This window comes from Streptomyces sp. SJL17-4 (assembly GCF_036826855.1).
In the GTDB taxonomy this organism is placed as follows: domain Bacteria; phylum Actinomycetota; class Actinomycetes; order Streptomycetales; family Streptomycetaceae; genus Streptomyces.
The window spans coordinates 6,453,647-6,471,101 of the sequence record NZ_CP104578.1; the positions used below are offsets into that span (position 1 = coordinate 6,453,647).

General features: G+C 70.8%; 14 protein-coding genes and 1 tRNA gene. 9 read left to right on the forward strand and 6 right to left on the reverse strand.

The annotated features are described in order from the left end of the window. Positions 1–42: 42 nt before the first annotated feature. On the reverse strand, positions 43–1,803 hold the full coding sequence (locus N5875_RS29020; protein WP_318207239.1) for a beta-galactosidase: 1,761 nt from the start codon (positions 1,801–1,803) through the stop codon (positions 43–45). A gap of 116 nt (positions 1,804–1,919) precedes the next feature. Here N5875_RS29020 and N5875_RS29025 point away from each other — a divergent pair, with 116 nt between their 5' ends. From N5875_RS29025 to N5875_RS29050, 6 genes are all read left to right on the forward strand, one after another. After that, the gene (locus N5875_RS29025) at positions 1,920–2,807 is read left to right on the forward strand and encodes an AraC family transcriptional regulator (RefSeq protein WP_338497118.1); all 888 of its coding nucleotides are present in this window, start codon (positions 1,920–1,922) and stop codon (positions 2,805–2,807) included. A gap of 11 nt (positions 2,808–2,818) precedes the next feature. After that, positions 2,819–3,169, forward strand: coding sequence for a chorismate mutase (locus tag N5875_RS29030; protein ID WP_318207237.1), 351 nt, complete (start codon positions 2,819–2,821; stop codon positions 3,167–3,169). Then, positions 3,169–4,155 (forward strand): asparaginase, encoded by a 987-nt coding sequence (locus N5875_RS29035; protein ID WP_318207236.1) that lies wholly within the window; start codon positions 3,169–3,171, stop codon positions 4,153–4,155. The genes N5875_RS29030 and N5875_RS29035 overlap by 1 nt, the downstream gene beginning before the upstream one ends. A 93-nt stretch (positions 4,156–4,248) precedes the next feature. Then, entirely contained in the window at positions 4,249–6,735 is a 2,487-nt protein-coding gene (gene pepN / locus N5875_RS29040; protein WP_318207235.1) for an aminopeptidase N, read from the forward strand. 119 nt (positions 6,736–6,854) lie between these two features. Further along, positions 6,855–8,234, forward strand: coding sequence for an aminotransferase class V-fold PLP-dependent enzyme (locus tag N5875_RS29045; RefSeq protein WP_338497121.1), 1,380 nt, complete (start codon positions 6,855–6,857; stop codon positions 8,232–8,234). Continuing rightward, the gene (locus N5875_RS29050; protein WP_338497123.1) at positions 8,231–9,643 is read left to right on the forward strand and encodes a SidA/IucD/PvdA family monooxygenase; all 1,413 of its coding nucleotides are present in this window, start codon (positions 8,231–8,233) and stop codon (positions 9,641–9,643) included. Before N5875_RS29045 ends, N5875_RS29050 begins: the two co-directional genes overlap by 4 nt. 3 nt (positions 9,644–9,646) lie before the next feature. Here N5875_RS29050 and N5875_RS29055 read toward each other — a convergent pair whose 3' ends face one another. Then, the gene (locus tag N5875_RS29055; protein ID WP_338497124.1) at positions 9,647–11,449 is read right to left on the reverse strand and encodes a 5'-nucleotidase C-terminal domain-containing protein; all 1,803 of its coding nucleotides are present in this window, start codon (positions 11,447–11,449) and stop codon (positions 9,647–9,649) included. Positions 11,450–11,619: 170 nt separating this feature from the next. Here N5875_RS29055 and N5875_RS29060 point away from each other — a divergent pair, with 170 nt between their 5' ends. Both N5875_RS29060 and pyk read left to right on the forward strand, forming a co-directional pair. Further along, the gene (locus tag N5875_RS29060) at positions 11,620–12,303 is read left to right on the forward strand and encodes an SIMPL domain-containing protein (protein WP_318207231.1); all 684 of its coding nucleotides are present in this window, start codon (positions 11,620–11,622) and stop codon (positions 12,301–12,303) included. 146 nt (positions 12,304–12,449) lie between these two features. Then, on the forward strand, positions 12,450–13,877 hold the full coding sequence (gene pyk / locus N5875_RS29065) for a pyruvate kinase (RefSeq protein WP_318207230.1): 1,428 nt from the start codon (positions 12,450–12,452) through the stop codon (positions 13,875–13,877). Position 13,878: 1 nt separating this feature from the next. Here pyk and N5875_RS29070 read toward each other — a convergent pair whose 3' ends face one another. Both N5875_RS29070 and N5875_RS29075 read right to left on the reverse strand, forming a co-directional pair. After that, on the reverse strand, positions 13,879–14,667 hold the full coding sequence (locus N5875_RS29070; protein WP_318207229.1) for a helix-turn-helix domain-containing protein: 789 nt from the start codon (positions 14,665–14,667) through the stop codon (positions 13,879–13,881). An 84-nt stretch (positions 14,668–14,751) separates the two neighbouring features. Further along, positions 14,752–14,834, reverse strand: a tRNA-Leu gene (locus N5875_RS29075). 93 nt (positions 14,835–14,927) lie between these two features. Between N5875_RS29075 and N5875_RS29080 the strand changes: the two genes are divergently transcribed. Then, on the forward strand, positions 14,928–15,581 hold the full coding sequence (locus tag N5875_RS29080) for a response regulator (RefSeq protein ID WP_318207228.1): 654 nt from the start codon (positions 14,928–14,930) through the stop codon (positions 15,579–15,581). Positions 15,582–15,652: 71 nt separating this feature from the next. On the opposite strand, the gene N5875_RS29085 is transcribed toward N5875_RS29080, so the two are convergent. Next, a complete protein-coding gene (locus tag N5875_RS29085) occupies positions 15,653–16,369 on the reverse strand; it encodes an ABC transporter ATP-binding protein (RefSeq protein ID WP_024757294.1) in 717 nt (238 codons plus the stop codon). Next, entirely contained in the window at positions 16,366–17,454 is a 1,089-nt protein-coding gene (locus N5875_RS29090; protein ID WP_338497126.1) for an ABC transporter ATP-binding protein, read from the reverse strand. The genes N5875_RS29085 and N5875_RS29090 overlap by 4 nt, the downstream gene beginning before the upstream one ends. Position 17,455: the final 1 nt, after the last annotated feature.

Sequence of the window (17,455 nt, forward strand, 5' to 3'; positions counted from 1 at the left end):
GGGCACCGTCGCGCACTCGACGCCCTTGCCGGTCGTGAAGGCTCAGAGCGGATCCAGCGCCGGCCCCGCCCCCGCGTCCCCCTCCAGCTCAAGCACCCACACCTCGTTCGCGCCCTCCCGCAGCACCGGGCCCGGCACGAACAGCACGTCCTGCGGTCCGGCCGACCAGTACCGGCCCAGGCAGAAACCGTTCACCCACACAAACCCCCGCGTCGCGCCCGGCAGCCGCAGCACCGCGTCTCCGGCGCCGACGACCTCCAGCGTCCCCCGGTAGAGACCCGGCCCGCTCCGGCCCGCCGCCGGCTCGAACCGCACCTTGTCCACGGCCGCCGCCTCGAAGGCGTCGAGGCGCAGCCCCCGCGACCGGAACCCGTGCAGATACTGCCGCTCGTGCCGTACGCCCCCGGTGATCCCCTTCGGCTCCGCGAGCCGCGGCCCGTAGTTGACCCGCCCGAGCGACTCCACCCACAGGTCCACCAGCGCGGGACCCGCCACCGGTTCGGCCAGTGCCACGTCCTCACCGTCCGTCGTGTCCAGGACCCCCGCCAGGACCCCGTCGACGTACACCACCGCCCGGTCCCGCAACCCCGTCACCCCCAGCGGATACGGCTGCCGGGGACCCGGCACGGTCACCCGGTGGCGGACCAGGCCCCGGTCCACCCCCAGCTCCTCGAAGGTCGGCGGCACCGGTGTCACCCGTTCCTCCCCACCGAGCACCTCCAGCACCCCGCCCAGCGGAGCCCAGCCGTCGAAACCGCCCCGCACCGGGCCCGCGAGCCGGACCGGCGGCTCCGGAACCTCCGGCAGCGGCCCCTCCGCGTACCCCGCGAGCACCTCGCGGAAGCGCCAGAACTTCTCCGTCGGACGCCCCGCCTCGTCCACCGGCGCGTCGTAGTCGTACGAGGTCACCGTCGCCCGCAGCGGCCCGTCATGCAGATCACCGGCCCGGTTCGCCCCGGCCCAGCCCCCGAAGTTCGTGCCCCCGTGCGCCATGTAGACGTTGACCGAGGCCCCGCACTCCAGGATCTCCCGCAGCGCCTCCGCCGCCTCCCCCGCCTCCCGCACCGCGTGCTCCGTGCCCCAGTGGTCGAACCAGCCGCACCAGAACTCCATGCACATCAGCGGCCCCGTCGGCCGATGACGCCGCAGCGTCGCGAAACCCTCCCGCGCGCCCGAGCCGAAGTTCGCCGTCGCGAGCACCCCCGGCACCGAACCACCCGTCAGCATGTGGTCCTCCGGACCGTCCGAGGTGAACAGCGGAACACCCACCCCGCAGCCGCGCAACAACTCCGCCACCCATTCCAGATAGCCCCGGTCGCTGCCGTAACTGCCGTACTCGTTCTCCACCTGCACCAGCACCACCGGGCCGCCCCGGTCGACCTGCCGCTCCACCACCTGCGGAAGCAGCCGCCGGAACCACTCCTCCACCGGCGCCAGGAACCCCGGGTCCAGGGTCCGCACCCGCCGCCCCAGCGGGCCCGTCAGCCAGTGCGGCAGACCACCGTTCTCCCACTCGGCGCAGATGTACGGCCCCGGGCGCACGATCGCCCACATGCCGGCCCGCTCCACCGCGTCCAGGAACCGGCCGAGGGCGTCCGCGTCCACGTACCGCCCCGGCTCCGGCTCGTGCAGATTCCACGGAACGTACGTCTCGACGCAGTTGAGGCCCATCGCCCGCAGCATCCCGAGCCGGTGCTCCCACTGCTCCTCGTGCACCCGGAAGTAGTGCAGAGCCCCCGACAGCAGCCGCACCGGCCGACCGTCGAGCAGAAAGTCCTCGTCACCCACAGCGAACGTGCTCATGGCCTCACCCTCGCCCTCTGGCGGCGAACCGGTCCATGGACAAAGATCGTCGCAGTTTGGACGTTAGAGCCCGCCCGGCCCCCCTCCGCCGGACGGCTGGGGAGGGGCACCACCGCATGTACCACACCTGGATGCGCTACTTCACACCCAGCCCCGTCCACCACCGCCTCGGCCTCGTCTGCCTCGGCGTCGGACTCCAGCACGGCACCCTGCCCACCGTCGGACCCCGCACCCTCGACCACCACGTGGCCGTCGTCGTCTCCGCCGGCAGCGGCTGGTACCGCGGCCCCGACGGACGCCGCACCACCGTCACCGCGCCCGCCCTCCTCTGGCTGACCCCGGGCACCCCCCACCACTACGGCGCCGACCCCGGCACCGGCTGGGACGAGGCCTTCGTCGACTTCACCGGACCCGCCACCACCACCTACACCGAACTCGGCTACATCGAACCCGACCGGCCCGTCGTCCCCCTCTCCGACGCCGCGCCCGCCCGCGCCGCCATCGGCCGGATCGCCCGCGCCGCCCGCCCCGGCAACCCCCTCCTGGAGGTCGAGACCGGCGCCGCCGTCCACGAACTGCTCGTCGCGCTCCGCCGGGCCCGCGCCGACACCAACGCCGACGGCGACCCCGTCCTCGCCGCCCTCGCCCGCGACGCCTTCCAGCCGCTCTCCGTCGCCGAACACGCCGCCCGGCACGGCATGACCGCCGCCGAACTCCGCACGACCGTCCGCCGGGCCGCCGGATGCAGCCCCAAGGACTACCTGCTCACCGTGCGCCTCGGCCGCGCCAAGGAACTCCTCGCCGCCACCGAACTGCCCGTCGCCGCCGTCGCCCGCCGCGTCGGCTACGACGACCCGGCCTACTTCTCCCGGCTCTTCACCCGCCGGGTCGGCACCGCCCCCATCCGCTTCCGCGACCAGCAGGGACGGTCCGTGCACGGCGGCTGGAGCAACACCGTTCCGGATCCCGAACACCCGCCCACGATCCTCCCGAGATCCGTCTAAGCTCGCAGATCATGAGCGAGTCCCCCCGACCCCACCAGCCCACCCCGCCCCCGGCCCCCTCCCAGCCCGACGAGTCCGTACGGGCCGAGCTGACCCGGCTGCGCGAAAGCATCGACAACATCGACGCGGCGGTCGTCCACATGCTCGCCGAGCGCTTCAAGTGCACCCAGCAGGTCGGCGTCCTCAAGGCCGAGCACCGGCTGCCGCCCGCCGACCCCGCCCGCGAGGCCCGGCAGATCGCCCGGCTGCGGGAACTCGCCGGCAGCGCGAAACTGGACCCGGCCTTCGCGGAGAAACTCCTGAACTTCATCATCGCGGAGGTCATCCGCCACCACGAGACGATTGCGGACGGAGCACGCTGATGGCCCGCGTCACGGTCTTCACCCTCGGAGGGACCATCTCCGCACGAGGCGGTGACGCGGCCCGGATGAGCGGCCGGGAAGTCCTCGCCGAACTCGGCGGCGACCACGACATCGTCCTGAACGACTTCCGCCGCGTCCCCAGCTCCACCCTCACCCACGCCGACCTCGCCGACCTCGCCACCGAGGTCCGCGCCACCGTCGCCGCGGGCTCCGGCGTGGTCGTCGTCCAGGGCACCGACACCCTGGAGGAGACCGCCTTCCTCCTCGACCTGCTCTGCACCACCGAGCAGCCCGTCGTCGTCACCGGCGCCATGCGCCGCCCCGACCTGCCCGGCGCCGACGGCCCCGCCAACCTGGCCGCCGCGCTCGCCGTCGCCGCCCACCCGGCCTGCCGGAACCTCGGCGTCCTCGTCGTCCTCGCCGACGAGATCCACGCCGCCCGCCTCGCCCGCAAGACCCACACCACCTCCGTCGCCACCTTCACCTCGGCCGGCGCCGGGCCCCTCGGCACCGTCGTCGAGGGCGAGCCCCGCATCCTGCTCCGCCCCGCCGTACAGGCCGCGTTCTGCCCGCTGGAGCTCGACCCCGAGGTACGGGTCGCCCTGGTGACCCTCTCCCTCGGCGACCGCGGCGAACTCCTCGACGCCGTCGACGACCGCTTCCAGGGCCTCGTCGTCGCCGCCTTCGGCGCCGGCCACGCCCCCGCCTGGCTCGTCGAGCCGCTCGCCGAGCTCGCCCGCCGCATCCCCGTCGTCCTCGCCTCCCGCACAGGAAGCGGCGCGACCCTCTCGGACACCTACCGCAGCCCCGGATCCGAATACGACCTGCTGCACCACGGACTGATCCCGGCCGGCCCCCTCGACCCCGCCAAGGCCCGGATCCTGCTCCACACCCTGCTGTCCAGCGGAGCGGCCGGCCCGGCCGGATACGACCGGCCCCGGATCACCGCCGCCTTCGCCCACCTGAACGGCTCAGGACTCGCCTGAGAACACCGGGAAACGCCCCGGAGGACCTGCCCGGAGAAGGCCCGCACCCCACCACCCCTGCCCCACGCCGAAGGCATCGGGCAGCATAGGGCCATGTCCGTACTGACGCGCGACGAAGCGCAGACCCGTGCCCAGCTCCTCGACGTCCAGCACTACAGCGTGGACCTCGACCTCACCACCGGCGACGAGACCTTCGAGTCCACCAGCCTCGTCCGGTTCACCGCCCGTACCGCCGGGGACACCTTCGTCGAGCTGAAGCCCGAAACCCTGCACTCCGCCCTCCTCGACGACGAGCCCCTCGACGTCACCACCCTGGACGGCAACCGCCTCCCGCTGCACCTGAGCGAGGGCGAGCACACCCTGCGGATCAGTACGACCATGCGGTACTCCCGCACCGGCGAGGGCATGCACCGCTTCGCCGACCCCAGCGACGGCGAAGCGTACGTCTACACCCAGCTCTTCATGGAAGACGTCCAGCGCGTCTTCGCCGCCTTCGACCAGCCCGACCTGAAGGCCGTCTTCGAACTGACCGTCACCGCCCCCGACGGCTGGACCGTCCTCGCCAACGGCATCACCGAGCAGCGACCCGACGGACGCTGGCACTCCGCCGCCACCCCGCCGCTCTCCACCTACTTCGTGTGCGTCGCGGCGGGCCCCTGGCACTCGGTCCGCACCGAGCACGCCGGACTCCCCTTCGGCATCCACTGCCGCCGCTCCCTCGCCGCCCACCTCGACGCCGACGCCGACGAGATCCTCGCCGTCACCAAGGCCTGCTACGACCGCTTCCACGAGAAGTTCGACGAGCCGTACCCCTTCGACTCGTACGACCAGGCCTTCGTCCCCGAGTTCAACGCCGGCGCCATGGAGAACCCCGGCCTCGTCACCTTCCGCGACGAATTCGTCTTCCGCTCCGCCGTCACCGTCACCGAGCGGCAGACCCGCGCCATGGTCATCGCCCACGAGATGGCCCACATGTGGTTCGGCGACCTCGTCACCCTGCGCTGGTGGGACGACATCTGGCTGAACGAGTCCTTCGCCGAGTACATGGGCTACCAGACCGTCAACGAAGCCTGCTCCGACCTCTTCCCCGACACCTGGGTCGACTTCGGCGTCACCCGCAAGGCCTGGGGCTACGAGGCCGACCAGCGGCCCTCCACCCACCCCGTCGCCCCCGACCCCGAGGCCGTCCCCGACACCGCCTCCGCCCTCCTCAACTTCGACGGCATCTCCTACGCCAAGGGCGCCTCCGCCCTCCGCCAGCTCGTCGCCTGGCTCGGCGAGAAGGACTTCCTCGCCGGCATCAACATCCACTTCAAGCGCCACAAGTTCGGCAACGCCACCCTCGCCGACTTCATCGACAACCTCGCCGCCGCCACCGACCGCGACGTCCACGCCTGGGCCGACCAATGGCTCCGCACCACCGGCGTCGACACCCTCACCCCGGCCCTCACCGGCGAAGGCCTCCGCTGGCAGCTCGCCGTCGACCGCGCCGGCAGCCGCCCCCACCGCATCGCCGTCGGCCTCTACGACCGCGACCCCTCCGGCGAGCTCGTCCTCCGCGAGCGCCGCGAACTCGACGTACCCCAGACCGAGCCCGCCGAGCTCACCGGCCCGCGCCCCGCCCTCGTCGTCCTCAACGACCAGGACCTCACCTACGCCAAACTCCGCTTCGACGAGGTCTCCGAGCAGTCCGCCCTGAGCGGCATCTCACGCATCCCCGACGCACTGACCCGCGCCGTGATCTGGAACGCGATGCGCGACATGGTCCGCGACGGCGACCTCCTCCCCGCCGACTACCTGGAATTCGCCCTGGCCCACCTCACCGAGGAGACCGAACTCGCCCTCGTGCAAGGCGTCCTCGGCTTCGCCCGCACCCAGATCGCCGACCGGTACCTCACCGAGGAAGCGCGCCCCGCAGCCCTCTCCACCATCCGGCAGATCGCCCGCGCCCTGCTGCGCCGCACCGAGGACGGCGAAGCCCCCGGCCTGCGCCTCACCGCCGTCCGCGCCCTCATCGACAGCGCCACCACCCCCGACCAGATCACCTCCTGGCTCGACGAAGGCACCGTCCACGGCGGCCCCGAGCTCGACCCCGAGCTGCGCTGGCGCATCCTGGCCCGACTCGCCGTCCTCGGCGCCACCGACGAGCCCACCATCGCCGCCGAACTGGAGCGGGACCCCAGCGCCACCGGCCAGGAAGGCGCGGCCCGCTGCCGGGCCTCCCTCCCGACCCCGGAGGCGAAGGAGGCGGCCTGGTCGGCGCTCTTCGACACCGACGACCTCTCCAACTACCTGTTCACCGCCACGGCCCAGGGCTTCTGGCAGCCGGAGCAGGCGGAACTCCTCCGCGCGTACGTCCCCCGCTTCTACCCGGCGGCCATCGCCATGGGCGCCCGCCGGGGCGCCGCGATGGCCGAGGCGGCGGGCCGGTACGCCTTCCCGTCGTACGCGATCGACCAGGAATCTCTGACCCTGGGCGACCACCACCTCACGACGGACGACATGATCCCGGCCCTCCGCCGCAAACTGGTCGACCAGCTCGACGACCTCCGCCGAGCCCTGAAGACCCGCGAAGCCTGACACCCCCGCCCCCCCCGCCCCACCGGACGGCGCCCTGAACCCAGGGCGCCGTCCCTCGTTCGGGTCACAAGCACCGACTCCCCGGACATACCCCGACAACCCCCGGCACTCTGTCGTCCATGTGTGCCCCGCCCCCACCCCTGGCCGCCGATCCCACCACCCTGAGCCGCCTCCTCGGCACCACCCTCGACGCCCTGCGCGAAGGCGCGGAGATCCGAGGCGGCCCCCTCCCCGCCGGCGGCCCGGACACCGTGGCGCACCGGGTACGCGAAGCCCTCGGCGACCCGCTCCCCGAAACCGGCCACGGCCCCCACGAGGCACTCCGCACCCTCGTCCGCGTCCTCGCGGAAGGCGCGGCCGACCCCGCCCACCCCCTCTGCGCCGCCCACCTCCACACCCCACCCCTCGCCCTCGCCGCCGCCGCCGACCTCGCGGCCTCCGCGCTCAACCCCTCCATGGACTCCTGGGACCAGGCCCCCGCCGCCTCCACGATCGAGGCCCTCGTCACGGCCGCCCTCGCCGCCGAGGTCTACCCGGACGCCACCCACCCCGACGCGCTGGTCACGACCGGCGGCACCGAGTCCAACCAGCTCGCCCTGCTGCTCGCGAGGGAACGCCACGGACCGGCGGTCCGCACCGTCGTCGGCGCCAACGCCCACCACTCCTTCCACCGAGCCGCCTGGCTCCTCGGCCTCCCGGAGCCGGTCGTGGTGCCCACACCCCGAGGGACCATCGACCCGGCCGCCCTGCACGAGGCACTGACCTCCCTCACCGGACCGATCCTCGTCGCGGCCACCGCAGGAACCACCGACGAAGGCCTCATCGACCCGCTCCCGGCCCTGGCAGACCTCTGCGAGGAACGACACGCCGAACTCCACGTCGACGCCGCCTACGGAGGCCCGCTCCTCCTCAGCCGCACCCACCGCCCCCTCCTCGACGGCCTCACCCGCGCCCGTACCGTCACCATCGACCTGCACAAACTGGGCTGGCAGCCGGCCGCCGCCGGACTCCTCGCCGTACACGACGCGGCCGACCTCGCCGCCCTCGGGCACACCGCCGCCTACCTCAACGCCGACGACGACACCGAAGCCGGCCTCCCCGACCTCCTCGGCCGCTCCCTGCGCACCACCCGCCGCCCCGACGTCCTCAAGACCGCCGTCACCCTCCGCGCCCTCGGCCGCACCGGTCTCGGCGAACTCGTCGACACCTGCATGGACCTGGCGCAGCAGCTGGCCGACCTCGTGGAGAAGACACCGGGACTCGACCTGCGAGCCCGCCCCACCCTCACCACCGTCCTCTTCCGCCCCAACGACCCCGGCGTCACCGACGAGACCGTCGCCGCAATCCGCCGCACCCTCCTCGCCGAGGGCCGCGCCGTCCTCGGCCGCGCCGAGGCCGACGGCCGCCTCTGGCTCAAGGCCACCCTGCTCAACCCCCACGCCACCCCCGGCGACCTGGCTCAGCTCATCACCCTCGTGGAAGGCAGCACGCAGCGATGACCGGCAGCACCCCCAAGGACGACCTCGACCGCCCCCACGATCTCGTGGGCGTCGGCATCGGCCCCTTCAACCTCTCGCTCGCCGCCCTCGCGCACGGTGTCCCCGGCGGCCTCGCCACCGCCTTCTTCGAACAGAAGCCGGCCTTCCACTGGCACCCCGGCCTCCTCATCGAGGGCGCCACCCTCCAGGTCCCCTTCCTCGCCGACCTGGTGACCCTCGCCGACCCCGCCAGCCCCTGGACCTTCCTCAACTACCTGAAGACCCGCGAACGCCTCTTCCCCTTCTACTTCGCCGAGAAGTTCCACATCCAGCGCGCCGAATACGACGCCTACTGCCGCTGGGTCAGCGAGCGACTCCCCGGACTGCACTTCGGCCACCAGGTCGACTCGGTCCGCTGGAACCCCGAACGACGCCTGTTCGAAGTCGACTTCACCCAGATCGACCCGGACGGCGAAGCCGAGGCCCTCGGCCGCGCCTACACCCGGAACGTCGTCCTCGGCGTCGGCACCGAACCGTACGTCCCCGAGCCGCTCAAGCCGCTCGCCGACGCCCCCGGAGTCCCCGTCCTCCACGCCGCCGACTACCTCGCACACCGCGAGACGCTCCTCGCCGCCGGGCACGTCACCGTCATCGGCTCCGGCCAGTCCGGCGCCGAGGTCTTCCTCGACCTGCTCCGCGCCCGCCCCACCGGCGCCGAGAAGATCCACTGGCTGGCCCGCACCGAGGCCTTCGCCCCCATGGAGTACTCCAAGCTCGGGCTCGAACACTTCACCCCGGACTACACCCGCTACTTCCACTCCCTGCCCGAACCCGTACGCGGCGACCTCGTGCCCCGGCAATGGCAACTGCACAAGGGCATCGACACCGACACCATCACCGCCATCCACGACGAGCTCTACCGCCGCACCCTGCACGGCGGCTGGCCCGACGCCGTCCTCACCCCCGGCGTCCGCGTCCGCACCGCCGGCCGGGTCGCCACCACCCAGGTCGAACTGCACCTGGAACACCTCCAGCAAGGCACCCGCTCCCGGCTCACCACCGACGCCGTCGTCCTCGCGACCGGCTACCGGGAACGCCCGGTGGACCGGATGCTCGCCGGCCTCGACCCCTACCTCCGCCACGACTCCGCCGGCCGCGCCCGCGTCGACGAGCGGTACCGACTGGTCCTCGACCCCTCGGTGACCGGCGCCGTCCACGTACAGAACGCCGAGAAACACACCCACGGCGTCGGCGCCCCCGACCTCGGCCTGGCGGCCTGGCGGAGCGCGACCATCCTCAACTCGATCACCGGCAAGGAGCCGTACCCGCTGCCCCGCCGCACCGCCTTCACCAGCTTCGGCCTGGAACCACGAGAGGCGCCGAGCATCCCGGCCCAGGGCCAGAAGCTGACGCCTCTCGTGGAGAGCTGACTCCTAGAACACCGGCACGCCGTCCCGCGTCAGCTTCCAGCCCACCGAGGCGAACAGGGACGGGTCGACCGTCCCCTTCGCCTTCACCCACTGGATGATGGTGTTACGGATCTCGTCCGAGTTGGCCCACAGCTGCTGGGCGCCCGCGACGTGCGGGAACGCGCCGCCACCACTCGCCCGGTAGTTGTTCACCGCGAGGACGAACTTCGCCGCCGGGTCGAGGGGCCTGCCCTCGAAGGACAGGTTCACGATCCGCGAACCGGCCGGCCTGGCGACGTCGATGTCGTACGTGAGCCCGGAGACGGCGTCGTAGTTGTAGTCCGGGATGCCGTCGGCGTTCGTCAGCTTCGCGGTGTCCACCGGAGCACCCGCCGGGGTCTGGACGTAGTACCGCGCCGAGAACTCCAGATAGTCCTTCAGCTGGGCGCCCGTCATCAGACGGGCCTCCAGGGTGTTCTCGAAGGGATACAGACCGGCCGCGTCCTTGATGGACACCTGCCCGGCCGGAATCCGGGCCGTACGGGAGAAACAGGAGGCCTGCGAGAGCACCGGCAGGGCCCCGTGAGCGCCACCCGCCAGCGCCGCCTTCACGGTCTCGGCCTGGACCACGTTGATCAGGTCGATGATCGGCTCGTCCTTCCACGGCGCGTCGGCCGTGGTCATGGCCGCCGTGGACGTGCCGATGATCTGGTTGACGTACGCGACGACCTTCTCGTGCTCGTCCCCCAGCAGCCCGGTGATCTCCGGGTCCTCCGCCACCGTGTTGGAGTTGAGGACCTGCGCGGCCACCTTCTCCACGGTCCAGCAGCCCTTCTCCCACACCAGGTCGAAGTCGAAGAGGGTCAGGCGCTGGCCCCACTTCAAGGGCTCGGACAGGACGACGTCCTTGCCGGTCTCCTTGTTCTTCACCCGGTACTCCGGAATCTCGGTGTGCGCGTGACCCACGAGGATCGCGTCGATGCCCGGCACCTGCTCGGCGACGAGCCCGGCCGCGTTCTCGATGTGGGGAAGCTGGTCACCGTACGAGGAGGTACCGCTGGAGCCGGAGTGCGCCGAGACGACCACCACGTCCGCACCCATCGAACGCAGCTTCGGCACCCACTTCGCCGCCTGCTCCTCAAGCCCCGGGAACACCATCCTGCCGCTGACGTTCGCCTTGTCCCAGATGGCGATACCCGGGTTGGTCAGGCCGAGTATCGCGACCTTGACGTCCTTGCCGTGCGGGGTACGCAGGCGGTGCATGCTGTACGGGGCGAAGGCCGGCCGCAGCGTCTTCGCGTCCAGCGCATTGGCGCCGAGCAGCGGGAAGTCGCACTGCTCCTCGAACTTGCGGAGCACCGGGATGCCGTAGTTGAACTCGTGGTTGCCGAGCGCGGCGGCGTCGTAGCCGATGGCGTTCATGGCCTGGGCCATCGGGTGGACCGGGCCGCTGCGGGCGGTGATCGGGTCGACCTTGGCGTAGTAGTACGACAGCTGGGTGCCCTGAATGGTGTCGCCCGCGTCGATGAGAAGGGTGTTGCGGCGGCCCTTCTCCTTCCGGACCTGGTCCACCAGGGTGGAGATCTTTGCGAGGCCGACGTCGTTGTGCGCCTTGTCGTCGAACTCCTTGTCCGTGAAGTAGTCCCAGTTGAAGACGTTGCCGTGCAGGTCGGTGGTGCCCATCACCGTGAACGAGTACCGCTTCCGCGGACGCGGACGGCCGGGGCCGCCGTGGGCCTCGGCGGGAACGGCGACGGCTCCGGCGACGGCCACCCCGGCCCCGGCGGCGGCCGAGCGCTCCAGGAACGTCCTGCGGTTCAGCGGCATGTGATCTCTCCCCTAGTGGTTCCGTGCCGTCGGCGCCGACCATGGCGCACAACGCGCGTAGATTCTCGCCCGGACAGTCACGTCGGCAACAGAGCTTTCGGGTTACGGAGTGGGAAAGTGTTCGGAGAACGATCGCCGTCGATCGCCGTCGAACACGGAGGAGTCAGGACGTGACGCAGGAACACGCGACCCCGGACACGCCCCAGGTGACGGTCCGTGGGGAGGGACGGCTGGAGGTCGACCCGGAACTCGCCCGGATCTGGGTGGCCGTCTCCGCCCGAGGCCCCGACCGGTCGACCACCCTCGCGGACCTCACCCGACGCAACACCCTGGTACTCGACCTGGTCAAGGCACAGGGCTCCGCCGTGGAGAAACTGGAGACGGGCAGCTTCTCCATCTCCCCCGAGCTCACCCGCAAAGGCCGGGGAGAACGGGTGCACGCCTTCCACGGAAGGGTACGGGTCACGGCCGAACTGACCGACTTCACCGTCCTCGGAGAGCTGGTGACCCGACTCGCCGACCTGGAACTGACCAGCGTCGACGGCCCCTGGTGGTTCCTGCGCCCGGCCTCCCCGGCGTACGCGGAGGCCCGCAGGCTCGCGGTGACCGAGGCGGTGCAGCGGGCACGGGCCTACGCGGAGGCACTCGGCACCACGCTCTCCTCACTCCTCGAACTGTCGGACGCGGGGGTCGCGGAGCCCCTGATGCCGAGGCGCGCGGCCTTCGGCGCGGCGCAGGTGGCGTACTCGGCGGAGAGCGCCGGGGAGGCCCCGCCGCTCGACCTCGAACCCCAGCGCCAGACGGTGACCGCCGAGGTCGTGGCGCGCTTCACGATGCGACCGCCCGCACTCTGAGACACGGGGCGCCGGGGCGCGAAAATCGCTCATCGGAGCACCCCGGCGCACAGATTCAAGACTTGTCAACAGCCTTTCACGGAAAGGTTGTTGAGTAGTCATGTCTCGCCAACTCGCTACTGGTGGGTAAGGCCTAGTCTCGAACCATGCGCCGAGCGAAAATCGTTTGTACCCTTGGGCCCGCCACCGAAACATACGACCAGATCAAGGCGTTGATCGAGGCCGGAATGGACGTGGCCCGCTTCAACCTCAGCCACGGCTCGTACGCCGAACACGAGGAGCGCTACCAACGCGTCCGCAAAGCCTCCGACGAGACCGGCCGCAGCATCGGAGTCCTCGCCGACCTTCAAGGCCCGAAGATTCGCCTCGGCCGCTTCCGCGAAGGCCCCGTACTCCTTGAACGCGGCGACGAGTTCACCATCACCGTCGAACCGATGGAAGGCGACCGCCACTGCTGCGGAACGACCTACTCCGGCCTCGCCGCCGACGTCACCACCGGTGAACGCATCCTCGTCGACGACGGCCGCGTCACCCTGGAGGTCACCTCCGTCGACGGACCCCGCGTGAACACCCTCGTCATCGAGGGCGGCATGGTCTCCGACAACAAGGGCCTCAACCTCCCCGGCGTCGCCGTCTCCGTCCCCGCCCTCTCCGAGAAGGACATCGAAGACCTCCGCTGGGCCCTCCGCATCGGCGCCGACGTCATCGCCCTCTCCTTCGTCCGCAGCGCCCGCGACATCGACGACGTCCACCGCATCATGGACGAGGAGGGACGCCGGCTCCCCGTCATCGCCAAGATCGAGAAGCCGCAGGCCGTCGAGAACATCGAGGAGATCGTCGCCGCCTTCGACGGCATCATGGTCGCCCGCGGCGACCTGGGCGTCGAGATGCCCCTGGAGCAGGTGCCGATCGTCCAGAAGCGCGCCGTCAAACTCGCCAAACGGAACGCCAAGCCGGTCATCGTCGCCACCCAGATGCTCGACTCGATGATCGACAACTCCCGCCCCACGCGCGCCGAGGCCAGCGACGTGGCGAACGCCGTCATCGACGGCACCGACGCCGTGATGCTCTCCGGCGAGACCAGCGTCGGCCGCTACCCGATCGAGACCGTCCGCACCATGAGCCGCATCGTCGAGGCCGCGGAGGAAGACGTCCTCGCCAAGGGCCTCCCGCCCCTCACCGAACGCAACAAGCCCCGCACCCAGGGCGGCGCCGTGGCCCGCGCGGCCGCCGAGATGGGCGACTTCCTCGGCGCGAAGTTCCTCGTGGCCTTCACACAGTCGGGCGACACGGTCAAGCGCCTCTCCCGCTACCGCTCCCCGATCCCCCTCCTCGCCTTCACCCCGGACCCGGCGACCCGCTCCCAGCTCAACCTGACGTGGGGCGTGGAAACCTTCCTGGGCCCGCACGTGGACTCGACGGACGCGATGGTGGCGCAGGTGGACGAGGAACTGCTGCGGATCGGCCGCTGCCGGCCGGGCGACGTCGTGGTGATCACGGCGGGCTCCCCGCCGGGAGTCACGGGCTCGACCAACATGGTCCGGGTCCACCACATCGGTGAGGCGCTGACGTAGTTCAGTGCTTGGGCCCCACGTGAAGGTCCATGAGCGCGACGGATGCTTTACGGGCGACGGAGATGTTGTACGGGTCGGTGCCCCGGGCGGTAGTCGTCCACTCGACACCGACCCCGCTGAGGGCGTCACCGAACAGCTTCCGGATGTCGTCCGACTTGTTGGTGAAGAAGTACCGCGGGTACTCGTACCGCTTGCGCTCGCCCCCGACTAGGCGTGTGGTCCAGTTGGTGATCCGACACCCGTCGGAGTGGATGAGGCCGCGGATGAACTCCCAGGGATTCGCATCGACGATCACTTGCTGCCACGGTTCAAGGGCGATGCGTCGCTCGTGCTTCTTTCCCGGCCCGTGCTGGGGGAAGAGGCAGGCAAGGTGCAGCGAGTACACCTTGACGTTGTGGCAGCCCTTCCTGCGCACGCGGCATGTGGCGTTGTCTGGGAACACCCGGCGCATGGCGACCTCGGCTTCGTCCTGCACGCCGGGCCAGGCGTCGTCGAGGCTGATCATCAGGCTCGGTACCCGGTGAGACGAGTACTGGCTGATGTGTCCGTCGCCGAGATAGAGCCCGAGCAGGTACGCGTATGCCGCCCCGTCCAGCTCCCGTCCGTCGCAGCGGGGGCATTTCGGGTCGGGCCGCCCGGGGCACTCGCCGCGCTTCGCGCGGTCCTCGTGCTTCCAGTAGCTGATCGTGCCCTGCGGGACGTTGAGCTTGCGTGCCACGTCCGCGTTCTTGGCGCCGTCGCGCAGCAGTGTGAGTGCCCGCTGTCGCACTTCTGTGCCGTGAAAGTTCATGCGATTACTCTGCGCAATGGTCCGTCGCCATGTGCAGCAGAAAGCGGACATTCACGCGAAGGTGAACGTCCGCTTCAGAAGCTGTGCCGGGTGCGGGACTCGAACCCGCAAGCCCTCACGGGCAGATGTGTTTGAGACATCCGTGTATGCCATTCCACCAACCCGGCAGATCGCCAATCGGAGTGTACCCGGTCACTGGCCCGGCCAGCAGCTAGGTAGGCTTCCTAGTGCAGCGCACTGCCCCGCAACGAGGAGCCCCCGTGACCGCCCCCGAGTCGCCCCAGCCCGCCGACGACGCCGACGCGTCGCACGTCCCGCCGCTGACGACCCGTGTCGTCATCGCCGAGGACGAGGCCCTCATCCGCCTCGATCTCAAAGAGATGCTGGAGGAAGAGGGCTACACGGTCGTCGGCGAGGCCGGAGACGGTCAGACCGCCGTCGAGCTCGCCCGTGAGCACCGGCCCGACCTCGTCATCCTCGATGTGAAGATGCCCATCCTGGACGGCATCTCGGCGGCCGAGAAGATCGCCGGCGAGTCCATCGCCCCGGTCCTCATGCTCACCGCCTTCTCGCAGCGCGAGCTCGTGGAGCGGGCCCGGGACGCCGGGGCCATGGCGTACCTCGTGAAGCCGTTCAGCAAGAGCGACGTGGTGCCGGCGATCGAGATGGCCGTCTCCCGTTTCTCCGAGCTCCGAGCCCTGGAGCAGGAGGTCGCCGACCTCTCCCAGCGTCTGGAGACCCGCAAGCTGGTCGACCGGGCCAAGTCCATCCTGCAGACCCAGTACGGCCTGACGGAGCCTGCTGCGTTCCGCTGGATCCAGAAGACGTCGATGGACCGGCGCATGTCGATGCAGCAGGTCGCGGAGGCCGTGATCGAGGACGCCGAGGAGAAGAAGGCGGCCAAGGGGCAGTAGCCCGGCCCGCCCCCGTACATGAGAAGGCCCGCCCCACGTCGCTGTGGGGCGGGCCTTCTGTCTGGGGTGGCTCAGTCCTCGCCGAGGTACGCCTTGCGGACGGACTCGTCGTGGAGCAGGTTCTGGCCGGTGCCCGAGAGCACGACCTTGCCGATCTCCATGACGTGGCCGTGGTCCGCGAGGGCGAGCGCGGCCTGGGCGTTCTGCTCGACGAGCAGGATGGTGGTGCCCTGGGCCTTCAGCTCGGCGATGGTCGCCATGATCTTCTGCATCATGATCGGGGAGAGGCCCATGGAGGGCTCGTCGAGCATGAGCAGCTTGGGCTGGGACATCAGGGCCCGGCCCATGGCGAGCATCTGCTGCTCGCCGCCGGAGAGCGTGCCGGCGGCCTGCTTGCGACGCTCGCCCAGGATGGGGAAGAGGTCGTAGGCGCGCTGGACGTCCTTGGCGATGCCGGCGGTGTCCTTGCGGAGGAAGGCGCCGAGGAGGAGGTTCTCCTCGATGGTCATCCGGGGGAAGATGTGCCGGCCCTCGGGGGAGTGGGCCAGGCCCAGCGAGACGATCTTGTGTGCGGGGATCTTGCGGAGGGACTTGCCCTCGAACTTGATCTGGCCGCCGACCGGCTTGAGGAGCCCGGAGAGGGTCCGGAGGGTGGTGGTCTTTCCGGCGCCGTTGGTGCCGATGAGGGTGACGACCTCACCGGCGTCGACGGAGAAGGAGATGCCCTTGACGGCCTCGATCTTTCCGTAGGCGACGCGCAGGTCCTCGACTTCGAGCAGTGCGGTCATGCGTCGTTCTCCTTGCCCGAAGCAGGGTCTTGCGTGGTGTCCTCCGAGGAGGTCTCCTCGTCGGCCGGGGCCTCGTCGGCGGGGGCCTCGGGGGCGTCCTCGTCGGAAGGCGCGTCCTCGGCGGGCGCGTCCTCGTCGGAAGGCTCGTCCTCCTCCGAAGCCGCGTCCTCCTCGGCGGGCGCGTCCTTGGAGAGCGCGGCCTTGGCGGGGGTCTCCTCCGCGGGAGCCTCCTCGGCCGGGGTCTCCTTCGCGGGGGCTTCCTCCGCCGGCGCGTCCGCGACGGGTTCGCCCAGGTACGCGGCGATGACCCGCTCGTCGCTCTGGACGGTCTGGCTGTCGCCCTCGATCAGCTTCTGGCCCTGGACGAGTACGGCGACCCGGTCGCAGAGGTTGAAGATGAACCGCATGTCGTGCTCGATGACGAGTACGGCGATGCCCATGTCCCGGATGGCGAAGATGAGTTCCTCGGCCGCCCGCGTCTCCTGCGGGTTCATGCCGGCGGTGGGCTCGTCGAGCAGGATCAGGCCGGGGTCGCTCGCGAGGGCGCGGGCGATCTCCAGCTTGCGCTGCTCTCCGTACGGGAGGTTCTTGGCGAGGTGCTGTGCCTTGTCCTGGAGGCCGATGAACTCGAGGAGTTCCATGGCCCGCTCGGTCGCCTCCGCCTCGGCCTTCTTGAAGCCGGGCAGACGGAGCAGCGCCGACCAGAGGCCCTGCTTCATCCGGGTGTGGCGTCCGACGAGGACGTTCTCCAGGACCGTCATGTTGTGGAAGAGGCGGATGTTCTGGAAGGTGCGGGCGATGCCGGCGTCGGTGACCTTGTAGGAGGTGGGCGGCAGGACCGTGCCCTTGTACCGGACCTCGCCCTCGGTGGGGACGTAGAGGCCGGTGAGGCAGTTGAAGAAGGTGGTCTTGCCGGCGCCGTTGGGGCCGATGAGTCCGACGATCTCGCCGCTGTTGACGGTGAGGTTCACGTCGCGTACGGCGGTGAGGCCGCCGAAGCGCATGGTGACACCGCGTGCGTCGAGGACGGTCTCGCCTGCGGCCGGCGCGGTGGTGGCGTCGGCGGTCTTCGTGGTGGTCGTCATG